This window comes from Tenacibaculum discolor (assembly GCF_003664185.1).
Lineage (GTDB): Bacteria > Bacteroidota > Bacteroidia > Flavobacteriales > Flavobacteriaceae > Polaribacter > Polaribacter discolor.
In genome coordinates, this window is sequence record NZ_RCCS01000006.1 from 305,196 (window position 1) to 327,585 (window position 22,390).

The following is a 22,390-nucleotide window of genomic DNA, read 5'->3' on the forward strand; positions in this document are numbered from 1 at the left end:
GTTTATAGATTAACAAATAATTACATTAAATAATGAGAAAAATCATATTACTATCTTTTGCTTTTACGCTTTTTTTAAATTGTAGTAAGGATGATAAAATAGCTGAACCTGCAGAAAACGTCACACTAAACAACAAAGTAAACAACTTTGTGTGGAAAGCAATGAATTCATGGTATAATTGGCAAGAAAAAGTTCCTAATTTAGCAGATAGTAAAGATGATAACATTAATGATTATTACACCTACTTAAACTCTCATAGTACTCCTAGTTCTTTATTTGAAAGTCTAAAACACGCGGATGACGATTTTTCATGGTTTATAGAAGACTATGTTGCACAACAACAACAATTTCAGGGAACTTCAAAAACTTTTGGTTTTAGACCTAGCCTTGTAAAAGTTGGTACTACTGATTATGTTGTGATATATATAGAACATGTATCAAAAGGTTCTCCTGCAGATTTGGCAGGATTTAAAAGAGGAGATATAATCAATGCCATTAATGGGACTGTAATGACCGTTAGTAATTATAAAACTGTACTTAACGGATATTACCAAGAAACTTCTGAATTTTCTTTCACAGAAAAAGATGGCACAACCCTTAAAGAAAAGAAAACTATAACACAAGCTGTCGTATCTGATAACCCAGTACATTTGACTAAAGTTTTTGATAATATTAATGGTAAAAAGGTTGGTTACTTACTTTATAATGGTTTTAGGTCATCTTATAATGATGAATTAAATGCTGCTTTTGCTGAATTAAAGTCTGCAGGTATTCAAGAACTAGTACTGGATTTAAGAATTAATGGTGGAGGATCTGTGGAAACATCTGCTTATTTAGCTAGTATGATACATGAAGAAGCAGGCAAAGATAAATTTGCTGAATTAAAATTTAACAAGAAACACGCTCAATACAATGAACCTTATTATTTTAATAACACTTTAAATGTTTATGGAACTGATGGAAAAAAGACTAGTGAAGAAACTATAAATAGGTTATCAGGTATAAACAAACTATATGTTTTAACTTCTGGTAGTACTGCATCAGCAAGTGAAATGATTATAAATGGATTACGCCCTTTTATTGAAGTTAAGTTAATAGGAACTAAAACAGTAGGTAAAAATGAAGGGTCAATAACATTATATGACTCACCTACTAGTGATTATACTAATGTAAACGCAGCCAACTCAGCTCATAAAATGGCTATGCAACCTATTGTTTTTCAGATATACAATAAACTTGGGCAAAATGATTATGGTGATGGATTTGAACCTAGTATTTTAATTGAAGAATGGAAGCATTGGGATAACATCTTGCCTTTTGGAGACGAAAATGAAATAGTCTTAAAAACAGCTTTAGATGATATAAGAGGGGTTTCTGCTAAATCATTGTATGAAGTAAAAAGTTTTGAACGTATTAAAACAAATATATCAACAAATAAGTTCGAACAAGAAATGTATGTTGATAGTCATTATTTTAACAAATAAAATAATATAAGAAAAAGCAGCAAAATTTTGCTGCTTTTTTTATGCTTCTATTTCATCCAAAAGAATTAAATTTACGCCTTTAAAACAACACACAAACACAACTATAACATAATGATTCATTTCTTTGGAAACGTAAACAGTAAAATATTTGCTGTTCAAACAACAGAAGAATTAACATCTGAAACAATTTCGAAGTTAACTTGGTTATTTGGCAACCAACCGAAAATAAACGCGGCGTCTCTCGACGCCTTTTTTGTTGGGCCTAGAGCAGCAATGATTACTCCATGGAGTACCAATGCTGTTGAAATAACACAGAACATGGGAATTACTGGAATTATCAGAATTGAAGAGTTTGAAGCAGTAACTGATAACTTTTCTGATTTTGACCCAATGATATCTCAAAAGTTTAGTGGATTAAACCAAGAAACTTTTACAATTGATATTCAACCTGAGCCAATTTTAGATATTGATGATATCGCTGCTTATAATGAGCAAGAAGGTTTGGCTTTAAGTAATGAAGAAATTACTTATTTAGAAGAAGTTGCTACTAAAATTGGTAGAAAATTAACCGATTCTGAAGTATTTGGATTCTCTCAAGTAAACTCAGAACACTGTCGTCATAAAATTTTTAATGGAACTTTTGTTATTGATGGGGAAGAAATGCCTACTTCATTATTCAAATTAATTAAAGAAACATCAAAGCAAAATCCAAACGATATTGTTTCTGCATATAAAGACAATGTTGCTTTTGTAAAGGGACCAAAAGTGGAGCAATTTGCTCCGAAAAGTGCAGATAAACCTGATTTTTACGAAACAAAAAAGTTTGAATCAGTTATTTCATTAAAAGCTGAAACACACAACTTCCCTACTACTGTAGAACCTTTTAACGGTGCTGCAACAGGATCAGGAGGTGAAATCCGTGATAGATTAGCTGGTGGAAAAGGATCTTTACCATTAGCAGGTACTGCCGTTTATATGACTTCTTACTCTCGTTTAGAGGAGAATCGTCCTTGGGAAAAAGGAATGGATGAACGTAAATGGTTATATCAAACTCCAATGGATATCTTAATCAAAGCTTCTAACGGAGCATCTGATTTTGGTAATAAGTTCGGTCAACCATTAATTTGTGGTTCTGTCTTAACTTTTGAACATGAAGAAGATGCTCGCAAACTTGGTTTCGACAAAGTGATCATGCAAGCAGGTGGTATTGGATATGGTAAAAAAGAACAAGCATTAAAAGATACTCCACAAGAAGGAGATAAAATAGTAATTCTTGGAGGTGAAAACTACCGTATTGGTATGGGAGGAGCTGCGGTTTCTTCTGCTGATACTGGAGAATTTTCTTCAGGAATCGAGTTAAACGCTGTTCAGCGTTCAAATCCAGAGATGCAAAAACGTGCTGCTAATGCTGTTCGTGGTATGGTAGAAAGTGAAGAGAACTTTATTGTTTCTATTCATGATCACGGAGCAGGTGGACACTTAAATTGTTTATCAGAATTAGTAGAAGATACTGGTGGAAACATCGATTTAGATAAATTACCAGTGGGTGATCCTACATTATCTGATAAAGAGATTATAGGTAATGAATCACAAGAGCGTATGGGGCTAGTCATTGCTGAAAAACATATTGATACCCTTAATAAAATAGCTGAACGTGAGCGTTCACCAATGTACACTGTTGGTGATGTTACTGGAGATCATCGTTTTACTTTTGAATCTAAAACCAATGGTAATAAGCCTATGGATTTAGCTTTAGAAGATATGTTTGGGAGCTCTCCAAAAACAATCATGACTGATAAAACAGTTGACAGAAACTACGCTGACCTAAATTATTCGAAAGAAAACTTTACCAAATATTTAGAGCAGGTACTACAATTAGAAGCCGTAGCTTGTAAAGATTGGTTAACCAATAAAGTTGACCGTTGTGTTGGAGGAAAAGTAGCTAAGCAACAATGTGTTGGTTCCTTACAAATTCCATTGAACAATGTAGGTGTGATGGCATTAGATTATAAAGGAAAAGAAGGTATTGCTACTACCATTGGGCACTCTCCTATTTCTGGGTTAATTGATCCTGAAGCCGGAAGTAAAAACTCAATCGCTGAAGCTTTAACCAATATTGTATGGGCTCCTTTAAAAGATGGTTTACAATCAGTTTCTTTATCTGCAAACTGGATGTGGCCTTGTAAAAATGAAGGTGAAGATGCTCGTTTATACAAAGCTGTAAAAGCTATTTCTGATTTTTCTATCGATTTAGGAATCAATGTTCCAACAGGGAAAGATTCTTTATCTATGAAACAGAAATATCCGAATGAAGAAGTAATTTCACCAGGTACTGTAGTTATTTCAGCTGCAGCTAACTGTAACGATATTAATAAAGTAGTAGAACCTGTTTTACAACCTAACAAAGGAGATATATACTACATCAATTTATCGCAAGATGATTTTAAATTAGGAGGTAGTTCGTTTGCGCAAATAGTAAACAAAATAGGGAACTCCGCTCCTACTATTACTAATAATGAATTCTTTAAATCAGCATTTAATGTTTTACAGAATTTAATAAAAGAAGGAAAAATTGTCGCAGGTCACGATGTTGCATCTGGAGGATTAATTACTACCTTATTAGAATTGTGTTTTGCTGATGTAAATGTGAGTGCAAACTTAGATTTATCTGCTTTAAAAGAAACTGACAGTATTAAATTATTATTTGCTGAAAACTCAGGAATTGTTTTCCAAGCCGTAGATTCTTCTGTAGAACAAGTTTTAACTGATAATAATATTGAATTCTTTAAGATTGGTTCGGTAACAGAATCAGATCGATTAAATATTAAAAACGGAACTGATATTTTTACTTTATCTGTTGCTGAGCTAAGAGATACATGGTATAAGACTTCTTATTTATTAGATCAAAAACAAACAGCTAATGGTTTAGCTAAAGATCGTTTTGATAATTATAAGAATCAACCATTACAATATACATTCCCAACTAATTTTACAGGAAAATTAGCTGATGCAGTTGGTACTGTAACAACTAGACCAAAAGCTGCAATTATTCGTGAAAAAGGTTCTAACTCAGAACGTGAAATGGCAAACGCTATGTATTTAGCTGGTTTTGATGTTAAGGATGTTCACATGACTGATTTAATTTCTGGTCGTGAAACTTTAGAAGATATTCAATTCATTGGAGCAGTTGGAGGTTTTTCTAATTCAGATGTTTTAGGGTCTGCTAAAGGATGGGCTGGAGCATTCTTATATAATGAAAAAGCAAATACAGCTTTGAAAAATTTCTTTAAAAGAGAAGATACGCTTTCAATAGGTATTTGTAACGGATGTCAGTTGTTTATGGAGTTAGAATTAATTGATCCAGAACATAACGAACATGGTAAAATGCTTCATAATGAATCTAAGAAACACGAAAGTTCGTTTACATCTGTAAAAGTTCAAGAAAATAATTCAGTAATGTTATCTAGTTTAGCGGGAACTGAATTAGGGGTTTGGATTTCTCATGGAGAAGGAAAATTCAATTTACCAGAAACTGAAAACAATTATAATATTGTTGCGAAGTATGGTTATGAAGGATATCCTAATAATCCAAATGGATCAGATTATAACACAGCAATGATGTGCGACAAAACTGGTCGTCATTTAGTAACAATGCCACATATTGAACGTTCAACTTTCCAATGGAATTGGGCTTATTACCCACAAAACAGACAAGATGAAGTTTCTCCTTGGTTAGAAGCTTTTGTAAACGCAAGAAAATGGATAGAGAATAAAAAGTAAGTATAAATACTATTTTATCGTATAATATAAAGCACTCTGTAAACAGGGTGCTTTCTTTTTTTTACAAAAGTGAACAAATGATTCGTTAATTTACATTTGTTAATAAGTTGTTTTTAATTACAATTGTAATAAACTTCTTGAATTATAACTATTACAACACTATTTTATACATATAGAAGTATAATTAGCTCTTTTTAATTATCAAGCTTATAAGCTAAATAGTTTTAGAGTGATTATATAAGCTGAATGCTATTTTTATACTGATTTTAAAGGATTTAAATAAAACTATGAAAAGAAGTCTACTATTTATAGGTATAAAGCATTATTATTTATTTAAAAAGCATAAAACAAGCTATTAATAAGCCAAGAAAGGTATTATAATGATTATTGTTAGGTTAATTTACATTATTAAACACCCTAAAGACCTGTGTTTTAGAAATTACAATTGTAATTACGCAAATCCACTTACTATATAACATTTTCCTATACTTAACACATAAATAACTGTATTTAAGCAAGTTACATACTGTTACCTGAAGTGTTTTATGGTGTTTATTTTGGAGGAGTTGGAAAAAAATGTATTTTTTCTTGTTTACAATTATAAAACATTATATATTTACAAACGTAAACAATCCCTAATGTTTACATAAGTAAACAAATGATAGAAAGACTAAAACTAATATTAGATTATTACAATTTATCGGCGTCAAGTTTTGCAGATAAAATTGATGTACCAAGGTCTAGCATTTCTCACCTATTATCAGGAAGAAATAAACCGAGTCTAGATTTTATTATAAAAGTTGAAACGGCTTTTGATGAAGTTGACCTTAATTGGTTAGTATATGGTAAAGGCTATTTTCCAAAAAATACAGAAAATCACAAAAAAGAGATAAAAATAGAGAAAAGTGAAGCTCCTTCTCTGTTTAATGAAAATCCTGTATTTGACCAAGAACCCGAAAAAAAATCAAATACGCAATTCTCAGAGAACCCTTCAAAACAAAAAGAATCTGCCGCTTTTAGAGAAATTAAAAACATTTTGGTTTTATATGACGATGGAACCTTTGAAGATTACAAAAAAAGATAATAGTATAAATGATTCCCTAATAATCCCCTAAGAATTTAATGTGCTATAAAATTCAAATAACCCCTCGGTATTTGTTTCCCCTTACAAACCGTTTGGATTTTATAAATCATTAATAACTAAACTCCCCTAAGACTTATTTCCCCTTTGAGTTGAGTTTAGAAATTTGTCCCCCAAGGCAAACCCCTCGTGCTTGCCCCCTTACAAGCAAACACAACCCCTTATAATAAAAAAAGCCTGTATTATAAAAATAATACAGGCTTTTTTGATTTTATTTTTCTAAATAAATTCTATGTTAACATTCCTCCATCAACAGATAAGGTTTGTCCTGTAATGTAAGAACTCATATCTGATGCTAAGAAAACACAAGCATTAGCAATATCTTGTGGGGTGCCTCCTCTTTTTAAAGGAATTTCATTTCTCCAACCTTCAACAACTTTTTCATCTAATTTTGCAGTCATCTCTGTTTCAATAAAACCTGGAGCAACAACATTACTACGAATATTACGAGAACCTAATTCTAAAGCTACTGATTTAGAGAATCCTAAAATTCCTGCTTTTGAAGCTGCATAATTTGCTTGACCAGCATTTCCTTTTAATCCAACAACAGAACTCATATTAATAATTGATCCTGCACGTTGCTTCATCATTGGACGAATTACTGCTTTTGTTAAATTGAAAACCGATTTTAAATTTACTTCAATTACTTTATCAAAATCATCTTCAGAAATACGCATTAACAAATTATCTTTTGTAATACCTGCATTGTTTACCAACACATCAATAGTTCCGAATTCTGCTAAAACATTTTTTGCTAACTCTTGAGCTGCATCAAACTCTGCTGCATTAGATTGATATCCTTTAGCGTTTACTCCTAATTCTTTCAATTCATTTTCTAAAGCAGTTGCTGCCTCAACAGAAGAGTTATACGTAAATGCAACATTACATCCTTGGTTTGCAAACTCTAATGCAATTCCTCTACCAATTCCTCTGGTAGCTCCTGTAATAATTGCTGTTTTATTTTCTAAAAGTTTCATTTATTAGTTGTTTTAATAGGTCAAATATAAAAAGAAAATCCTGCTAAAGATTATTTTTTAGCAGGATTTTAAATAGATTAAAATTTATCTTTTTTAAGATTTTATTTTCTTCTCATTTACATAATTAAATAAGTAGTCTACATCTAACTCCTTTATTTTACCTAATTTTTGTAATGACTTAAAATCTAAATCTTTTTTATTACCAATCACCATTACGTTGTAAGACTCTCCTTTTACATTTTTATCAAAAAATGCTTTTAAATCTTCTATAGTCATACCTTTAATAGTATTGTACATTTCCTCTCTATTATCATTATCAATTCCTAACTTTTTTAACCTTTCATACGACCAAAAGATGTTAGACTTTGTAATTCTTTGAGCGGCTATTTTCTTTAATGTAGCTTCTTTAGCTGCATTAAATTGCTTTTCTGCTTCTGGCATGTTATTCATTAAATCCATCATAGCATCTACCGCTTGTTCTAACTTATTTGCTTGCGTACCAACATAAGCCATTACATAGTTAGGATCTTCTTTTTTTCTGGCGCTTCTATAAGCTGCAAATGCAGAATAAGCCAACGATTTAGATTCTCTAATTTCTTGGAAAACGATTGATGATAACCCACTTCCGAAGTATGTGTTAAATAATGTTGAAGCTGCTAAGTTTTCTGGTTTAAATGGTTCTCCTTTAGCTAAAAACAACATTTCAGTTTGTACCATATCATAATCAGTATAAAAAACATTTCCACCAGTTTCAGTTTCAGCATATTCTTTTGCAGCGGGGTAGTCTTTTAACTCTCCTAAAATTTTATGATGATTGTTTAACGCAACAACTACAGCATCTATATCTTTACCATAATAGAAAATGCGTTGCTTATAATTTTTCATTCCTTTTACAATGTTTACAAGCTCTTCTGGATTGATGGCTTTTAACTCATCAATTTGCATAATATCTCTTAAACGAGAGTTTTCTCCATATTTTCCATAGCTATATAAACCATTCCATAGAATATTGCCTTTTTGAGTTTTTCCGTCTTGACGACCTTTGTAGATTTTTTCTACATACTTATCATAAGCTTCTTGATCTGCTTTAGCATTTTCCCACAAATGTTCTAACAATTCTAAACCTTTAGGTAAATTTTCTTTCAATCCACGTAAACCTACGTAAGTTTTATCATCTTGAGCGCTTACATAATAATCTACTCCTAACTTGTAAAACTCTTTTTTAATTTCTTCAGCAGAATATTTATCTGTACCTATATATTCTAGGTATCCAGCAGCAAGACTTAATTTTTTATCATTGTCTTTACCCATATCGAAAATGATGTTCAAGTCGAATAAGTCATTCTTTTCGTTTAAAACATAAGAAACTTTAATATCATTTGCCATTTTAGTTTCTTTTATAGCTGTTTTATAATCGATAAACTTTGGTTGTAATGGAGCTGATTCAATTTTATTGAACTCCTTTAAAAACTCTGAACTTTTATCCCTGTTCAAGTTTACTGGAGTAATTCCTGGATTTTGAACTTTTACAATATTTTTATCTTCTCCTTTACGTTTATAAGTTACAACATAGTTATTCTGATAAAATTTGTTAGCAAAATCTACTAATTCTTGCTTTGAAACCTTTTTTAAATCATCTAAAAACTTCACCTTATCAGACCAATCTTCATGATGAATAAATGCATTAAAATAAGCGCTAGCTAAAGCTGTATTATTTTCATATTGACGAGTTTGACTTAATTTTAAATCATTTACAACAGCGTCAATCATCCAATCTTCAAACTCTCCTTTCTTTAATTTTTCAATTTGCTCTAATATTAAGTCTTTAACTTCATCCAAAGTTTGACCTGATTTAGGGTTTCCTGTAAAAGAATGGTAACCATAATCATTTAAAAATGTCGGAGAACAACTAGCTCTTTGTACTGCTTGCTTTTGATTTAAATTTAAATCTAATAAACCAGCATTACCATTAGCCATAATCATATCACAAAGTGTAACAAACTTTTCTTCTTCAGTATTTACACCTTTAGATCTATAAGCTATAGAAATTGATTCAGAAGTTGGACCAAAAACTTCTTTAATAATTGGTTGCGAAATTGACTCTTCTTCTGGTAAAATTGGGTGTGTTAATTCTTTCTTTTCAAATTTTCCAAAAGTCTCTTTTACTTTTTTAATAGTAGCATCAAAATCTAAATCCCCTACCAATACTATCGCCATATTATTGGGTACATAATATTTATCAAAATAATTATGAATATCTACCATTGAAGGATTCTTTAAATGTTGACCTGTACCAATAGTAGTCTGTTGTCCGTAAGGATGATTAGGGAATAATCCATCTAACATTGCCGCATAAAGTTTTCTAAAGTCATTATCTTGACCTCTGTTAAATTCTTCAAAAACAGCTTCTAACTCCGTATGAAATAAACGCAATACTAATGTACTGAAACGTTCAGCTTCTAAATCTAACCACTTATTTAACTCATTTGCAGGAATTTTGTTTTTATAAACAGTCTCTTCAAACCACGTGTGAGCATTTGTACCTGTAGCTCCTAATGAAGCAGTCATTTTATCATACTCATTAGCTACAGAATAGTTAGATGCTTCTAAGGAAACTTTATCTATTTCTTTATAAATAGCTAATTTTTTAGCTGGATCTTCCTCTGTTCTATGTTGTTCGTATAAATCGGAAATCTTTGTTAAGTATTCTTTTTCTTTTTCCCAATCAACTGTCCCTATTTTATGAGTTCCTTTAAACACCATATGTTCTAGATAGTGAGCCAAACCTGTTGATTCTTTTGGATCATAATTTGAACCAGCTCTAACCGCTATATATGTTTGAATTTTAGGTTCATCTGTATTCTTACTTAAATACACTTTAAGTCCATTTTCTAATGTATATAAGCGTAAGCCTGTTGGGTCATTGGTTACGGTTTCATAACTGAAACCATTCACATCTTTGTGTTGTTCTGTCTTTACCTCTTTTTCCGAAGTTGTTGTTTGCTTACAACTTATATAAGTTATAAGCAACATGCTAATACATAGCAATTTAATTGTTTTCATAAATAATTTAGTTTTGATTAAAATAAAAATCCATCGAATTTACAAATTCGATGGATTTTACAATAAAATAATATGTAATTTTAACAGTTAATGCTAAAATATTTTTCTTTATGCTAAAACTTTAGCTACCATTTCTCCAATTTTAGCAGGAGATTCTACAACGTGTACTCCATTTTCCGCTAAAATTTTCATTTTTGCTTGAGCTGTATCATCAGCACCACCGACGATAGCACCTGCATGTCCCATTGTTCTACCAGCTGGTGCAGTTTGTCCTGCGATAAAACCAACAACTGGTTTTCTATTTCCATCAGCTTTAATCCAACGAGCAGCTTCAGCTTCTAAGTTACCTCCAATTTCACCAATCATTACGATTGCTTCAGTTTCGTCATCATTCATTAATAACTCAACAGCTTCTTTTGTCGTAGTTCCTATAATTGGATCTCCACCAATACCAATAGCTGTAGTAATTCCGTAACCTTGTTTTACAACTTGATCAGCAGCTTCATAAGTTAAAGTTCCCGATTTAGAAACAATACCTACTTTACCTTTTTTAAAGATAAATCCTGGCATAATTCCTACTTTTGCCTCTTCAGGAGTAATTACACCTGGACAGTTAGGACCTACTAAAGTACAATCTAACTGATCGATATATGCTTTTACTTTTACCATATCAGCTGTAGGAATTCCTTCGGTAATACAAATAATTACTTTAATTCCAGCTTCAGCAGCTTCCATAATAGCGTCAGCAGCAAATGCTGGTGGCACAAAAATAATTGAAGTATCAGCTCCTGCTTTTTGCACAGCTTCATCAACTGTATTAAAAACTGGTTTACCTAAATGCTCTTGACCTCCTTTACCTGGTGTAACACCTCCAACTACGTTTGTTCCGTAATCGATCATTTGACCAGCGTGGAAAGTACCTTCGCTTCCTGTAAAACCTTGAACTATAATTTTTGAATCTTTATTTACTAAAACACTCATTGGTTTGCTTTTTATTATTTTTTTAAGACAGACAAAAATAACTTTTTAATTGTGTTTTCACAATTAATTTTAGGTTACTTTTTTTCTTTATTTGTTGCATTTTTTAAATAGATGACTTCCCTTAGTGTTTGACGGTACTCGCGCTGTGGAGTTCCATAATACACTCCTTTTTTAAGAGATTTCGACACCCCTGTTTGCGCCATCAAAACAGTTCCCTTTTCAATTGTCAACCCACTAATAATACCTACTTGTCCCCAAATTGTCACTTCATCTTCAATAACAGTACATCCAGCAATACCTGTTTGTGCAGCTATTAAACATTTTTTACCTATCACAGTATCATGTCCTATATGAACTTGATTATCAATTTTAGAACCTTCTCCTATTAATGTATCTCCAGTTACACCTCTATCAATAGTACATGAAGCTCCTAAATCTACATTATCTTCAAGTACTACTCTACCTCCAGATATTAATTTATCAAAGCCTTCAGGTCTATTTTTATAATAGAAAGCATCTGCTCCTAAAACGGTATTGGCGTGGATTGTTACATTATCTCCTATTATACAATTATTGTTAATTGACACATTTGCATGAATTAAACAATTTTTACCAATTCTTACATTCTCTCCAATGAAAACATTTGGCTGTATAACAGTTTCTTCACCTATAATTGCTGATTCAGCAATACTACTTTTTGAAGCTATAAAAGGGTTAAAGTGCTTGGTTATTTTATTAAAATCTCTAAAAGGATCATCAGAAATTAATAATGATTTTCCTTCAGGACAATCTACTTTTTTATTTATTAATATAGTAGTAGCTGCTGAGTTTAAAGCCTTATCATAGTATTTTGAATGATCTACAAAAACAATATCTCCCTTTTCTACCACGTGAATTTCATTAATTCCTGTTATAGGAAAACCACTTTCTCCTACAAATTCAATATTTAATAACCCTGCTATTTGTTCTAGGGTTTGAGGTTGTTTAAACTTCATCTTTAAAAAGAAATTCCCGCCAAAGCGGGAATATTAAATTTATTCTTTGATACGCTCTGTATATGCGCCTTTTTCAGTATCTATCTTTATTTTGTCTCCTTCGTTAATGAATAAAGGTACATTAATTCTTGCTCCAGTTTCAACAGTTGCTGGTTTTGTAGCATTTGTCGCCGTGTTCCCTTTTACACCTGGCTCAGTATGAGTAACTTCTAAAATAACATGTGAAGGCATTTCTACAGATAGTGGCATTCCGTCTTCTGTATTTATTAAAACAGTAACTACTTCACCTTCTTTCATTAAATCTGGTGCATCTAATACTGATTTTTGAAGTGTAATTTGGTTATAATCTTCAGTATTCATAAAGTGGTATAAATCTCCTTCAGGATATAAGTACTGAAATTTATGTGTTTCTACACGAACGTCGTCAATTTTATGACCTGCAGAGAAAGTATTATCTATCACTTTTCCTGATGTAACACTTTTAAGTTTTGTACGGACGAAAGCTGGTCCTTTTCCTGGTTTTACATGTAAAAACTCAATGATTTTAAATATATCGTGATTATATTTTATACATAATCCTTTTTTAATATCTGATGTTGATGCCATTTATTTGATCTTTATTGTTGCTCTTATAAGTGCAATTTTACTAATTAATTTGCTTTAAAATATCCTTTCATGATTCCGCGATGCGAATCTTTTATAAACTGAATAATTTCATCTCTTTCTGAGGTTGCTTCCATTTCAGCTTCAATGATATCAATCGCTTGAGAATTATTATAATTCTTTTGAAATAAAATACGATAAACATCTTGAATTTCTCTAATCTTTTCAGTTGTAAAACCTCTTCTTCTCAACCCTACAGAGTTAATTCCTACATATGATAAAGGCTCTCTTGCTGCTTTTACAAATGGAGGTACATCTTTTCGTACCAAAGATCCACCTGTTACAAAAGCATGATTTCCTACTGAAGCAAATTGATGTACTGCTACCATACCTGCAAGTACTACATTATCCCCTACAGTTACGTGACCTGCTAAAGTTGAATTATTTGAAAAAATACAGTTATCTCCCACTCTACAATCGTGCGCAATATGACAATATGCCATGATTAAACAATTGTCTCCAATAACTGTTTTCATTCTATCTGAAGTTCCTCTGTTAATGGTTACACACTCTCTTATAGTAACATTGTCTCCTATTTCTACAGTCGTATCCTCATCATTATATTTTAAGTCTTGAGGAATTGCTGAAATAACAGCCCCTGGGAAAATTCGACAATTTTTACCGATGCGCGCACCTTCCATAATAGTTACATTAGAGCCTATCCAAGTTCCTGAACCTATTTCTACATTTGCATGAATAGTTGTAAAAGGTTCAATAACTACATTTCTAGCTATTTTTGCTTGAGGGTGTACGTACGCAAGTGGTTGATTCATATTATTTTACTTTTGAAATTTGCGCCATTAATTCAGCTTCACACACCAACTTTCCATTAGCGTAAGCATAGGCTTGCATATGGCAAATACCTCTACGAATTGGAGCTATTAATTCTGATTTAAAAATTAAAGTATCTCCTGGTAATACTTTTTGCTTAAACTTAACATTATCCATTTTCATGAAATATGTTAAGTAATTTTCAGGATCTGGAACTGTACTCAATACTAAAATACCACCACATTGTGCCATAGCCTCTACTTGAAGAACTCCAGGCATTACTGGTGCTCCAGGAAAATGCCCTACAAAGAAATCTTCATTCATAGTAACATTTTTCATTCCTACCACATGTTTATCAGACAGCTCAATAATTCTATCAATTAATAAAAACGGTGATCTATGAGGTAAAATATCCATTATTTTATGGATATCCATTAATGGTGGTTGATTTAAATCATATGAAGGAACATTGTTTCTTTTTTCCTTTTTTATGATTTTAGCTAATTTCTTAGCAAAAGTGGTATTTACAGAATGTCCTGGTTTATTTGCTATTACTTTACCTCTAATTCGAGTACCTGTTAAAGCTAAATCACCTATTACATCTAACAATTTATGACGCGCAGCCTCATTAGCCCAATGCAACGTTAAGTTATCTAATACTCCATTAGGTTTTACTGTAATATTATCTTTATTAAAAGCTTTTTTTAGCTTTTCCATTGTACTATCAGACAATTCTTTGTCTACATAAACAATAGCATTATTTAAATCTCCTCCTTTAATTAAGTCATTTTCTAACAACATTTCAATTTCATGTAAGAAACTAAATGTTCTTGCTGCTGAAATTTCTTCTTTAAAGTCTGAAATTGTATTTAATGTAGCATTTTGAGTTCCTAATATTTTAGTGCCAAAATCTACCATAGTCGTTACTTGGTACTCATCTGCTGGCATTAATATAATTTCACTCCCTGTTACTTCATCTTTGTATGAAATTACTTCTTTTACTACATACTCTTCAATTTCAGCTTCTTGCTCTACTATTCCAGCTTTTTCTAAAGCTTCAATAAAAAACTTAGAAGATCCATCCATAATTGGAGGTTCAGAAGCATTAACCTCTATCAATAAGTTATCAATATCTAAACCAACTGCTGCTGCTAAAACATGTTCAGATGTTTGTATTTGAACTCCGTTTTTTTCAAGGTTTGTACCTCTTTGTGTATTTGTTACATAATCAGCTTTTGCTTCTATTACCGGCTCTCCTTCTAAATCCACTCGCTTAAAAGCAAACCCATGATTTTCTGGTGCAGGTTTAAAAACCATTGTAACTTCATTACCAGTGTGTAATCCAACACCTGATAATGTAACTTCATTTTGTATTGTTTTTTGTTTCTTACTCATTTTTTACTTTTTGAGCATTCAACTCTTTTTCTATTTTATGTATTGTAGTTGCTAATTTTGGTAAGTTTTTAAAATGTACGTAAGACTTACTATAGTCTGAATATCCAAATGCTGGAGACCCTTGTACTACTTCTTCATCTTTTAAACTTTTTCCTATTCCTGATTGAGCTTGGATTTTTACATTGTTTCCAATAGTTATATGTCCAACAATACCTACTTGGCCCCCAATCATACAATTCTCTCCTATTTTGGTAGATCCTGCAATTCCTGTTTGAGAAGCTATAACGGTATTTTTACCAATTTCAACATTATGGGCTATTTGAATCTGGTTATCTAATTTTACTCCTTTACGAATTATAGTTGACCCTAAAGTAGCTCTATCGATAGTTGAATTAGATCCCACATCAACATTATCTTCTATAATGACATTACCTATTTGCGGTATTGCCTTATACTCTCCATTTTCATCTGGTGCAAACCCAAAACCATCTGCCCCTATTACTGTTCCTGAGTGAATTTTACAATTCTTACCTATAACAGTTTCAGAATATATTTTTACCCCTGCATAAACAACTGTATTATCATCAATTGTCACATTGTCTCCTATGTAAGAATTAGGGTAAATTTTAACATTATTTCCTAAAACTACATTTTCACCAATATAGGCATAAGCTCCGATATATTCATTGTTTCCAATAGTAGCTGAATTAGCAATAAAGTGAGGATTTTCCCTTCCTTGCTTATTATTCTTCACCTCATTATAAAACTCTAAAAGTTTTGAAAATGACTTATAAGCATCCTCAACTTTAATCAAAGTAGTTTCTATTTCCTTTTCAGGAACAAAACTCTTATTTACAATAGCTACTGATGCTTGAGTTGTATATATATATGAGTTATACTTTGGGTTTGATAAAAAGGTTAATGAACCTTCTTTGCCTTCTTCTATCTTAGAAAGTGTAGATACTTCAGCTTCTGGATTCCCTTCAATCTCTCCTTCTAAAATATCGGCTATTTGTTTTGCTGTAAATTTCATTATCTGCAAAAGTAATTATTTTTGTTCAAATACCTCTTGATTAGAATTTGTTTCTAAATATTCTCCTGCTTTATTTTCTTTGGATAACACAGATAATATTTTACAACAGGCTTTGTCAATGCTTTGAGGTTTAGCTGGTCAGAAGCTTTTGCTATGTCTTTAAGCTTACCTTTTTTTGTATAAATTTTAATTGGCTTTTTCGTATTATATGCTTGGTGCTTTATTTCATTTGAAAAAACAAAATACTCAAGTTCTTTTTCACTTAAATCTACAAGCTTTCTTAGTTTTTTACGCCTCTTTTCAATATACTCCTCAGTAAATGGTTTCTCCTGAATTTCAATCTTTAGCAAACTTCTATCAATAATTTTTGTTGCTAAAGTAGATAATATAAAATCTTCATGATTCTTCCATTCTTTTATTGCTGACAAAACATCATAATCGTCTAGTTCAGAAAATATTTCTAATGTTTTATTTGAAAAATTCTCTTTATTTATCGGATTATATAAAAAATACTTAAGAGCTCTGCTAGAAGGAAGCTCCACTCCTTTTGTAGCTAGCTCCTTTGCTCTTTTTAATATACTAACCAGAAGGTTTTCTGCTACTAAGCCAGTTTTATGTAAATAAACTTGCCAATACATTAGGCGTCGAGCAATAACAAATTTCTCTACTGAATAAATTCCTTTTTGTTCAATAACTAATTCGTTATCCACTACATTCATCATTGCTATTAAACGATCTGATGAAATGTTTCCTTCCGCTACCCCAGTAAAAAAACTATCTCTTTTTAAATAATCTAATCGGTCAATATCTAATTGACTTGATATTAATTGGTATAAAAATTTACGTGGGTGTTTCCCTTCAAATACTTGAATAGCTAAACTTAACTTTCCTTCAAATTCATCATTCAAGGCTTTCATAAATTTTAATGAAATTTCTTCATGAGTAATTTCATTAACAATACTATGTTCTAATGCATGTGAATATGCTCCATGACCTATATCATGTAATAAAATAGCTATATATAAAGCATTTGCTTCTTCTTCTGAAATTTCAACATTTTTCATTCGTAACACATGCACAGCTTTTTGCATTAAATGCATACAGCCTATTGCGTGATGAAAACGTGTGTGGTTAGCTCCAGGATATACTAAATTTGATAACCCCATTTGGGTTACTCTGCGTAACCTTTGAAAATAAGGGTGTTCAATTATATCAAAAATTAGGGAATTTGGAATCGAGATAAATCCATAAATAGGATCGTTAATTATCTTTAATTTGTTGGTTTTTGATTTCTTCAAAATGTATAAATCCTTGAATTTTAAACAAAAAAATCATAATTTATCTACAAAACCAAATTAACCAGCGTTTAATTAACGTATTTTTAGCTTTTATAAACACAACAAAACTACTTTTAACCGTTATTTAGGTAGAAAACAAGTTGAAAATTATGATTAGAAACATACATATTCTTTGGGTAGATGACGAAATAGATTTATTGAAACCACATATATTATTTTTAGAAAAAAAAGATTATAAAGTTACAACCTGTACCAATGGTACTGATGCTATTGATTTGGTTAGTGAAAATAATTTTGATATTGTTTTTTTAGATGAAAACATGCCTGGTATTACAGGCTTGGAAACACTTTCTGATATTAAACAAAAAAACACAAACCTCCCTGTGGTTATGATTACCAAAAGTGAGGAAGAGTATCTTATGGAGGAAGCTATTGGGTCTAAGATTGCAGACTACTTAATTAAGCCAGTAAACCCTAATCAAATATTATTGAGTTTAAAAAAGAATTTAGACCACTCTCGTTTGATTTCTGAAAAAACTACATCAAGTTACCAACAAGAATTTAGGAAAATTTCTATGGATTTAGCTATGGTAAATTCTTATGAGGAATGGGCTGAACTATATAAAAAACTAGTTCATTGGGAACTTGAATTAGAAAATATTAATGACACTGGAATGTTAGAAATTTTAGAGTCTCAAAAATCTGAAGCCAACTCACAGTTTTTTAAGTTTATTAAAAAGAATTACCAACACTGGTTAACTGGAGATGATAAACCTACATTTTCGCACACACTTTTTAAAGATTATATAGTACCAAATTTATCAAAAAACCAAGGTGTTTTATGGGTAGTAATAGACAATCTCCGTTATGACCAATACAGGGTTTTAGAACCTTTTATCAATAATTACTTTAAAAAGGAAGAGGAATATTCGTACTACAGTATTTTACCTACAGCTACTCAATATGCTCGTAATGCTATATTTTCTGGACTGATGCCTTCTGAAATGGAAAAAAGACATCCAAATTATTGGAAAAACGATATTGATGAAGGAGGCAAAAACTTATTTGAAGCTGATTTTTTAGAAGAGCAAATAAAGCGTTTGGGATTAAATATAACACACGAATATTACAAGATAGTTTCTTTAAAAAGTGGAAAAGATTTAGCTGACAATTATAACGGAACGCGACAAAATGACCTTACTGCTGTAGTATACAACTTTGTTGATATGCTTTCACATGCTAAGACTGAAATGGAAGTTATCAAGGAGCTGGCTGGTGACGATAAAGCCTATCGATCTTTAACTGTAAGCTGGTTTAAAAATTCCCCTCTATACGATATCATTCAAAAAGCACAAAAATTAGGGCAGAAATTAATCATTACTACTGATCATGGTACTATAAACTGTAAGCATCCTACCAAGGTAATTGGTGATAAAAATATTAGTTCGAACTTACGTTATAAAACTGGTAGAAGTTTAAGCTATGAAGATAAAGATGTATATGCAGTTAAAAATCCTAAAGATATTTTCTTGCCTTCTATAGCCATAAATAGCCCTTTTATTTTTACAAAAGAAGATTTATTTTTTGCTTACCCTAACAATTACAATCATTTTGTAAAGTATTATAAAAACACTTATCAACATGGAGGTATTTCACTGGAAGAAATGATTATTCCTTGTGCTGTTTATAATCCAAAATAGTAAAAAAGTAAATTTTATTAACAAACATTACTTCATTATTTTTGCTACTTATGGACAAAAATTATTCACTCGACGAGTTAACAGCTGTAGCTGAAGAAGTCATAGCTACTGCACAACATAAAATTCTGCTTTTTTATGGAGAAATGGGCGTTGGTAAAACAACTTTAATTAAAGAAATATGTAAAGTTTTAGGTGTGGAAGATATTGCCCACTCTCCTACTTTTTCACTAGTTAATGAGTATAAGACTTCTTCTAACGAAACAGTATATCATTTTGATTTTTACCGTATTGAAGATGAAGAAGAGGCCTATGATATGGGGATTGAAGATTATTTATATAGTAATAATTGGTGTTTAGTTGAGTGGCCTGAAAATGTTAAAAATTTACTACCTTTAGATACTGTTTCAATATCAATTAGTTTGCTAGAAAACGGGCAACGAAACATTCAATTAAAAACTAACTAAAATTTAGATGGGTTCTATTTCACCTTTTACCAAAGAGCAATTAATGCCGCAAACCGAAATGCTTGAAATTAAAAAGCGAAAGGGAGATTTATTTATAGGGTTACCAAAAGAAACTCATTTTGAAGAAAAACGAATTAGTTTGTCTCCTGATGCTGTTGCTGCATTAGTAGCTCATGGACACAGGATTGTAATTGAAACTGGTGCTGGTGATGGAGCTAATTATAGTGATAAAGAATATTCTGATGCTGGAGCTAAGATATCGTACGATGTTAAAGAAGCTTTTGCTTGTAATATTGTATTAAAAGTAGAACCTCCATCTTTAGAAGAAATTCAGATGTTAAACCCACAAACGGTTTTAATTTCTGCTTTACAATTAAAAACACAAGACAAAAAATATTTTGAAGCACTTGCTAAAAAAAGAGTAACAGCAATTGCTTTTGATTATATTAAAGATGAACATGGTGTATTTCCTATAGTAAAATCATTAAGTGAAATTGCAGGTATTGCTTCTATGCACATTGCAGCAGAGCTTATGACAGCCTCTAATGGAGGAAATGGTTTACTACTAGGTAATATAGGAGGTGTTCCTCCTACTGATGTAGTAATTTTAGGAGCAGGAACTGTTGGAGAGTTTGCTGCTAAAACAGCCATAGGTTTAGGAGCGCGAGTAAAAGTTTTTGATAACTCAATAACTAAGCTTCGTAACTTACAATCGTGTGTGCAAGCACCAATTTATACTTCAACTATTCAACCTAAAACCCTACAAAAAGCTTTAATGCGATGCGATGTTGCTATTGGAGCTATTAGAGGGAAAGATCGCTCTCCCGTGGTTGTTACCGAAGAAATGATTGAACAAATGAAAGATGGAGCTGTTATTGTTGATGTAAGTATTGATAGAGGTGGTTGTTTTGAAACCTCTCAAGTTACTACACATAGTAAACCTACATTTGCTAACCATGGTGTGATTCATTATTGTGTTCCTAATATTCCTTCAAGGTATTCTAGAACCGCATCTGTATCTATCAGTAATATATTTACACCTTATTTATTAGAAATTGCTGAAGAAGGAGGTTTTGAAAATGCTGCTCGTTTTGATAAAAGTTTACGTAATGGAATGTATTTTTATCATGGAATTTTAACCAATAAAACTGTAGCAGACTGGTTTGACCTTCCTTACAGAGATATTAATTTATTGATTTTATAGTTCTATTTTACTTACTTTTGCACTTCAATTTTTAAATTATGCAGTGGTTAAAACGTGTTGGTTATTATTTAATAGGAATTGCCCTAGGTAGTTTAGTTGTTCTTTTTATTTGGAAAGGTAAAGATGTTTCTTTTGATTATGGTATGGACGCTCGTACTTTAAAAACAATTAGAATAAAAAAGCGTTTGTTTTCTGATAATGCTCAGCAAATATTAGCAACTTCTAAAATTGATACCGCTACTATTTCTACTATTTTAAATCACGGAGATGTAGATTTTGGAAAAAGTAAGCCTCGTTTAAAGCCTTGTGCAGAGTACTTTATTACAGGTAAAGACAGTTTAAATCATATCGATTTATATGTTATACGTTGTGATTCAACTGCTACAATTGATAAAATTACTATTAACTAACAGTTTTTATATTTATCGTACAAGCCTATTCCGCTTAATATCATTGGAATTATTTTTTTAAGTCTTTTTTCTTTCGTAGTCTCTCTCTTAGCCTCAGAAATATAATCGGTAAACTCCCTTTGTTTACTTAAAGTAAATTCACTGAAAGTTTCATTTAACCTGTCATTTTTATCCAGTTCTAACTGCAAGTTTTCATGAATAACTAAAGGCTTGGTATTCTTTTTAGGCTTTAACTCTTTTCCTTCTTCTGAGTTTTTAATAGCCTCTAATACATATTGTTTTATCAATACTATATTAATCTCATCCAATTGATTAAATCTCCATTGACGCATTGCTTGTGTTTTTCCTTCTTGAGCATTTTCCAATACTTCTTCTTTATCAGTTAAAAAACAACCTTGAAAAAAACCATAAGCCACAATAATTCTTAAAGGCAGATAAACCTACTATGTTTTTACCTTTATAAACATAAACAGGAGCTCCCCATTTAATAGTTTCTTCTACAGGAAGATCTAAAAAAACAGAACGCAAGAGATTTAACTCTCTTGCGCCCAATTACTTTTATCTTGTATATATTGTGTTACTTTAGGATTCATTATACTATTTGTTCTTCTAAAGACACCATCCAGTTTACACCAAACTTATCTCTTAACATCCCAAACTTTCCTCCCCAAAAGGCTTCTTCAAAAGGCATCATTACAAGCGCTCCATCAGAAGATAGTCCATTAAAAATAGCAACAGCTTCATCTTCATCCTCAATATTTATACTTACAGCAAAATTATTTCCTTTAGTAAATGCTTCATTTTCGTTTAAAAAATCAGATCCCATAATAGAAAAATCTCCCGCTTCAATAGTACAGTGCATGGTTAACTCCATTGCTTCTTCTGGAATTGTTTTACAAACCTCTTCAGGGGCGTCTTTAAACTGCATTAACATTGTCATCTCACCACCTAAAACATCTGCATAAAAAGTCATTGCTTCTTTACAGTTTCCATTAAAATGTAAATAAGTACTTGCTTGCATATCGTTTAGT

The 22,390-nt window shown here is 31.4% G+C and carries 19 protein-coding genes; 7 read left to right on the plus strand and 12 right to left on the minus strand.

What is annotated here, in order from left to right; all coding sequences use genetic code 11:
• The first annotated feature begins 32 nt into the window (after positions 1-32).
• The 3 genes from C8N27_RS07640 (at position 33) to C8N27_RS07650 (ending at position 6,348) form a co-directional block, all read left to right on the plus strand.
• Complete coding sequence (locus C8N27_RS07640) at positions 33-1,484, plus strand: GFO_1087 family putative carboxy terminal peptidase (protein ID WP_121146885.1); 1,452 nt, start codon at positions 33-35, stop codon at positions 1,482-1,484.
• A gap of 111 nt (positions 1,485-1,595) precedes the next feature.
• Complete coding sequence (gene purL, locus C8N27_RS07645) at positions 1,596-5,264, plus strand: phosphoribosylformylglycinamidine synthase (protein ID WP_121146886.1); 3,669 nt, start codon at positions 1,596-1,598, stop codon at positions 5,262-5,264.
• 658 nt (positions 5,265-5,922) lie between these two features.
• The gene (locus tag C8N27_RS07650; RefSeq protein ID WP_099214342.1) at positions 5,923-6,348 is read left to right on the plus strand and encodes a helix-turn-helix domain-containing protein; all 426 of its coding nucleotides are present in this window, start codon (positions 5,923-5,925) and stop codon (positions 6,346-6,348) included.
• A 287-nt stretch (positions 6,349-6,635) separates the two neighbouring features.
• On the opposite strand, the gene fabG is transcribed toward C8N27_RS07650, so the two are convergent.
• From fabG to C8N27_RS07695, 9 genes are all read right to left on the minus strand, one after another.
• Positions 6,636-7,382 (minus strand): 3-oxoacyl-[acyl-carrier-protein] reductase, encoded by a 747-nt coding sequence (fabG, locus tag C8N27_RS07655; protein ID WP_121146887.1) that lies wholly within the window; start codon positions 7,380-7,382, stop codon positions 6,636-6,638.
• 93 nt (positions 7,383-7,475) lie between these two features.
• Positions 7,476-10,445: a M16 family metallopeptidase gene (locus C8N27_RS07660; RefSeq protein WP_121146888.1), complete on the minus strand. Its 2,970-nt coding sequence runs from the start codon at positions 10,443-10,445 to the stop codon at positions 7,476-7,478.
• A gap of 108 nt (positions 10,446-10,553) precedes the next feature.
• On the minus strand, positions 10,554-11,426 hold the full coding sequence (sucD, locus tag C8N27_RS07665) for a succinate--CoA ligase subunit alpha (protein WP_099214339.1): 873 nt from the start codon (positions 11,424-11,426) through the stop codon (positions 10,554-10,556).
• A 74-nt stretch (positions 11,427-11,500) separates the two neighbouring features.
• Positions 11,501-12,421 carry a UDP-3-O-(3-hydroxymyristoyl)glucosamine N-acyltransferase gene (locus C8N27_RS07670; RefSeq protein ID WP_121146889.1) on the minus strand — a complete coding sequence of 307 codons (921 nt, stop codon included), beginning with the start codon at positions 12,419-12,421 and terminating at the stop codon, positions 11,501-11,503.
• Positions 12,422-12,460: 39 nt separating this feature from the next.
• Positions 12,461-13,027, minus strand: coding sequence for an elongation factor P (efp, locus tag C8N27_RS07675; RefSeq protein ID WP_047788759.1), 567 nt, complete (start codon positions 13,025-13,027; stop codon positions 12,461-12,463).
• 44 nt (positions 13,028-13,071) lie between these two features.
• Positions 13,072-13,857 carry an acyl-ACP--UDP-N-acetylglucosamine O-acyltransferase gene (gene lpxA, locus C8N27_RS07680; protein ID WP_099214337.1) on the minus strand — a complete coding sequence of 262 codons (786 nt, stop codon included), beginning with the start codon at positions 13,855-13,857 and terminating at the stop codon, positions 13,072-13,074.
• Between the two features lies 1 nt (position 13,858).
• Positions 13,859-15,250 carry a bifunctional UDP-3-O-[3-hydroxymyristoyl] N-acetylglucosamine deacetylase/3-hydroxyacyl-ACP dehydratase gene (locus tag C8N27_RS07685; RefSeq protein ID WP_121146890.1) on the minus strand — a complete coding sequence of 464 codons (1,392 nt, stop codon included), beginning with the start codon at positions 15,248-15,250 and terminating at the stop codon, positions 13,859-13,861.
• Positions 15,243-16,283 carry a UDP-3-O-(3-hydroxymyristoyl)glucosamine N-acyltransferase gene (lpxD, locus tag C8N27_RS07690; protein ID WP_121146891.1) on the minus strand — a complete coding sequence of 347 codons (1,041 nt, stop codon included), beginning with the start codon at positions 16,281-16,283 and terminating at the stop codon, positions 15,243-15,245. Before lpxD ends, C8N27_RS07685 begins: the two co-directional genes overlap by 8 nt.
• 53 nt (positions 16,284-16,336) lie before the next feature.
• A complete protein-coding gene (locus C8N27_RS07695; RefSeq protein WP_121146892.1) occupies positions 16,337-17,581 on the minus strand; it encodes an HD domain-containing protein in 1,245 nt (414 codons plus the stop codon).
• A gap of 152 nt (positions 17,582-17,733) precedes the next feature.
• Between C8N27_RS07695 and porX the strand changes: the two genes are divergently transcribed.
• Genes porX through C8N27_RS07715 form a run of 4 tightly spaced genes read left to right on the plus strand, consistent with a single transcriptional unit; the run spans position 17,734 to position 21,359 of the window.
• A complete protein-coding gene (porX, locus tag C8N27_RS07700; protein WP_176550545.1) occupies positions 17,734-19,281 on the plus strand; it encodes a T9SS response regulator signal transducer PorX in 1,548 nt (515 codons plus the stop codon).
• A 50-nt stretch (positions 19,282-19,331) separates the two neighbouring features.
• Complete coding sequence (gene tsaE / locus C8N27_RS07705; RefSeq protein WP_121146893.1) at positions 19,332-19,745, plus strand: tRNA (adenosine(37)-N6)-threonylcarbamoyltransferase complex ATPase subunit type 1 TsaE; 414 nt, start codon at positions 19,332-19,334, stop codon at positions 19,743-19,745.
• Between the two features lie 7 nt (positions 19,746-19,752).
• Positions 19,753-20,949, plus strand: coding sequence for an alanine dehydrogenase (locus C8N27_RS07710; RefSeq protein ID WP_121146894.1), 1,197 nt, complete (start codon positions 19,753-19,755; stop codon positions 20,947-20,949).
• Between the two features lie 38 nt (positions 20,950-20,987).
• Positions 20,988-21,359 (plus strand): DUF4258 domain-containing protein, encoded by a 372-nt coding sequence (locus C8N27_RS07715; protein ID WP_121146895.1) that lies wholly within the window; start codon positions 20,988-20,990, stop codon positions 21,357-21,359.
• On the opposite strand, the gene C8N27_RS07720 is transcribed toward C8N27_RS07715, so the two are convergent.
• The 3 genes from C8N27_RS07720 to C8N27_RS07725 are packed head-to-tail and all read right to left on the minus strand — an operon-like array spanning position 21,356 to position 22,380.
• A complete protein-coding gene (locus tag C8N27_RS07720; protein ID WP_244174721.1) occupies positions 21,356-21,775 on the minus strand; it encodes a YdeI/OmpD-associated family protein in 420 nt (139 codons plus the stop codon). The two genes, C8N27_RS07715 and C8N27_RS07720, sit on opposite strands and share 4 nt — an antisense overlap.
• The gene (locus C8N27_RS16090; RefSeq protein ID WP_317125076.1) at positions 21,738-21,911 is read right to left on the minus strand and encodes a DUF1801 domain-containing protein; all 174 of its coding nucleotides are present in this window, start codon (positions 21,909-21,911) and stop codon (positions 21,738-21,740) included. The genes C8N27_RS07720 and C8N27_RS16090 overlap by 38 nt, the downstream gene beginning before the upstream one ends.
• 40 nt (positions 21,912-21,951) lie before the next feature.
• On the minus strand, positions 21,952-22,380 hold the full coding sequence (locus C8N27_RS07725) for a VOC family protein (protein WP_121146896.1): 429 nt from the start codon (positions 22,378-22,380) through the stop codon (positions 21,952-21,954).
• Between the last annotated feature and the right edge of the window lie 10 nt (positions 22,381-22,390).

What these genes read in the sequence shown, in the direction of transcription:
- C8N27_RS07640 (WP_121146885.1), top strand. Translation starts at nt 33, where the DNA reads ATGAGAAAAATCATATTACTATCTTTTGCTTTTACGCTTTTTTTAAAT.
- purL (WP_121146886.1), top strand. Translation starts at nt 1,596, where the DNA reads ATGATTCATTTCTTTGGAAACGTAAACAGTAAAATATTTGCTGTTCAA.
- C8N27_RS07650 (WP_099214342.1), top strand. Translation starts at nt 5,923, where the DNA reads ATGATAGAAAGACTAAAACTAATATTAGATTATTACAATTTATCGGCG.
- fabG (WP_121146887.1), bottom strand. Translation starts at nt 7,382, where the DNA reads ATGAAACTTTTAGAAAATAAAACAGCAATTATTACAGGAGCTACCAGA.
- C8N27_RS07660 (WP_121146888.1), bottom strand. Translation starts at nt 10,445, where the DNA reads ATGAAAACAATTAAATTGCTATGTATTAGCATGTTGCTTATAACTTAT.
- sucD (WP_099214339.1), bottom strand. Translation starts at nt 11,426, where the DNA reads ATGAGTGTTTTAGTAAATAAAGATTCAAAAATTATAGTTCAAGGTTTT.
- C8N27_RS07670 (WP_121146889.1), bottom strand. Translation starts at nt 12,421, where the DNA reads ATGAAGTTTAAACAACCTCAAACCCTAGAACAAATAGCAGGGTTATTA.
- efp (WP_047788759.1), bottom strand. Translation starts at nt 13,027, where the DNA reads ATGGCATCAACATCAGATATTAAAAAAGGATTATGTATAAAATATAAT.
- lpxA (WP_099214337.1), bottom strand. Translation starts at nt 13,857, where the DNA reads ATGAATCAACCACTTGCGTACGTACACCCTCAAGCAAAAATAGCTAGA.
- C8N27_RS07685 (WP_121146890.1), bottom strand. Translation starts at nt 15,250, where the DNA reads ATGAGTAAGAAACAAAAAACAATACAAAATGAAGTTACATTATCAGGT.
- lpxD (WP_121146891.1), bottom strand. Translation starts at nt 16,283, where the DNA reads ATGAAATTTACAGCAAAACAAATAGCCGATATTTTAGAAGGAGAGATT.
- tsaE (WP_121146893.1), top strand. Translation starts at nt 19,332, where the DNA reads ATGGACAAAAATTATTCACTCGACGAGTTAACAGCTGTAGCTGAAGAA.
- C8N27_RS07710 (WP_121146894.1), top strand. Translation starts at nt 19,753, where the DNA reads ATGGGTTCTATTTCACCTTTTACCAAAGAGCAATTAATGCCGCAAACC.
- C8N27_RS07715 (WP_121146895.1), top strand. Translation starts at nt 20,988, where the DNA reads ATGCAGTGGTTAAAACGTGTTGGTTATTATTTAATAGGAATTGCCCTA.
- C8N27_RS07725 (WP_121146896.1), bottom strand. Translation starts at nt 22,380, where the DNA reads ATGCAAGCAAGTACTTATTTACATTTTAATGGAAACTGTAAAGAAGCA.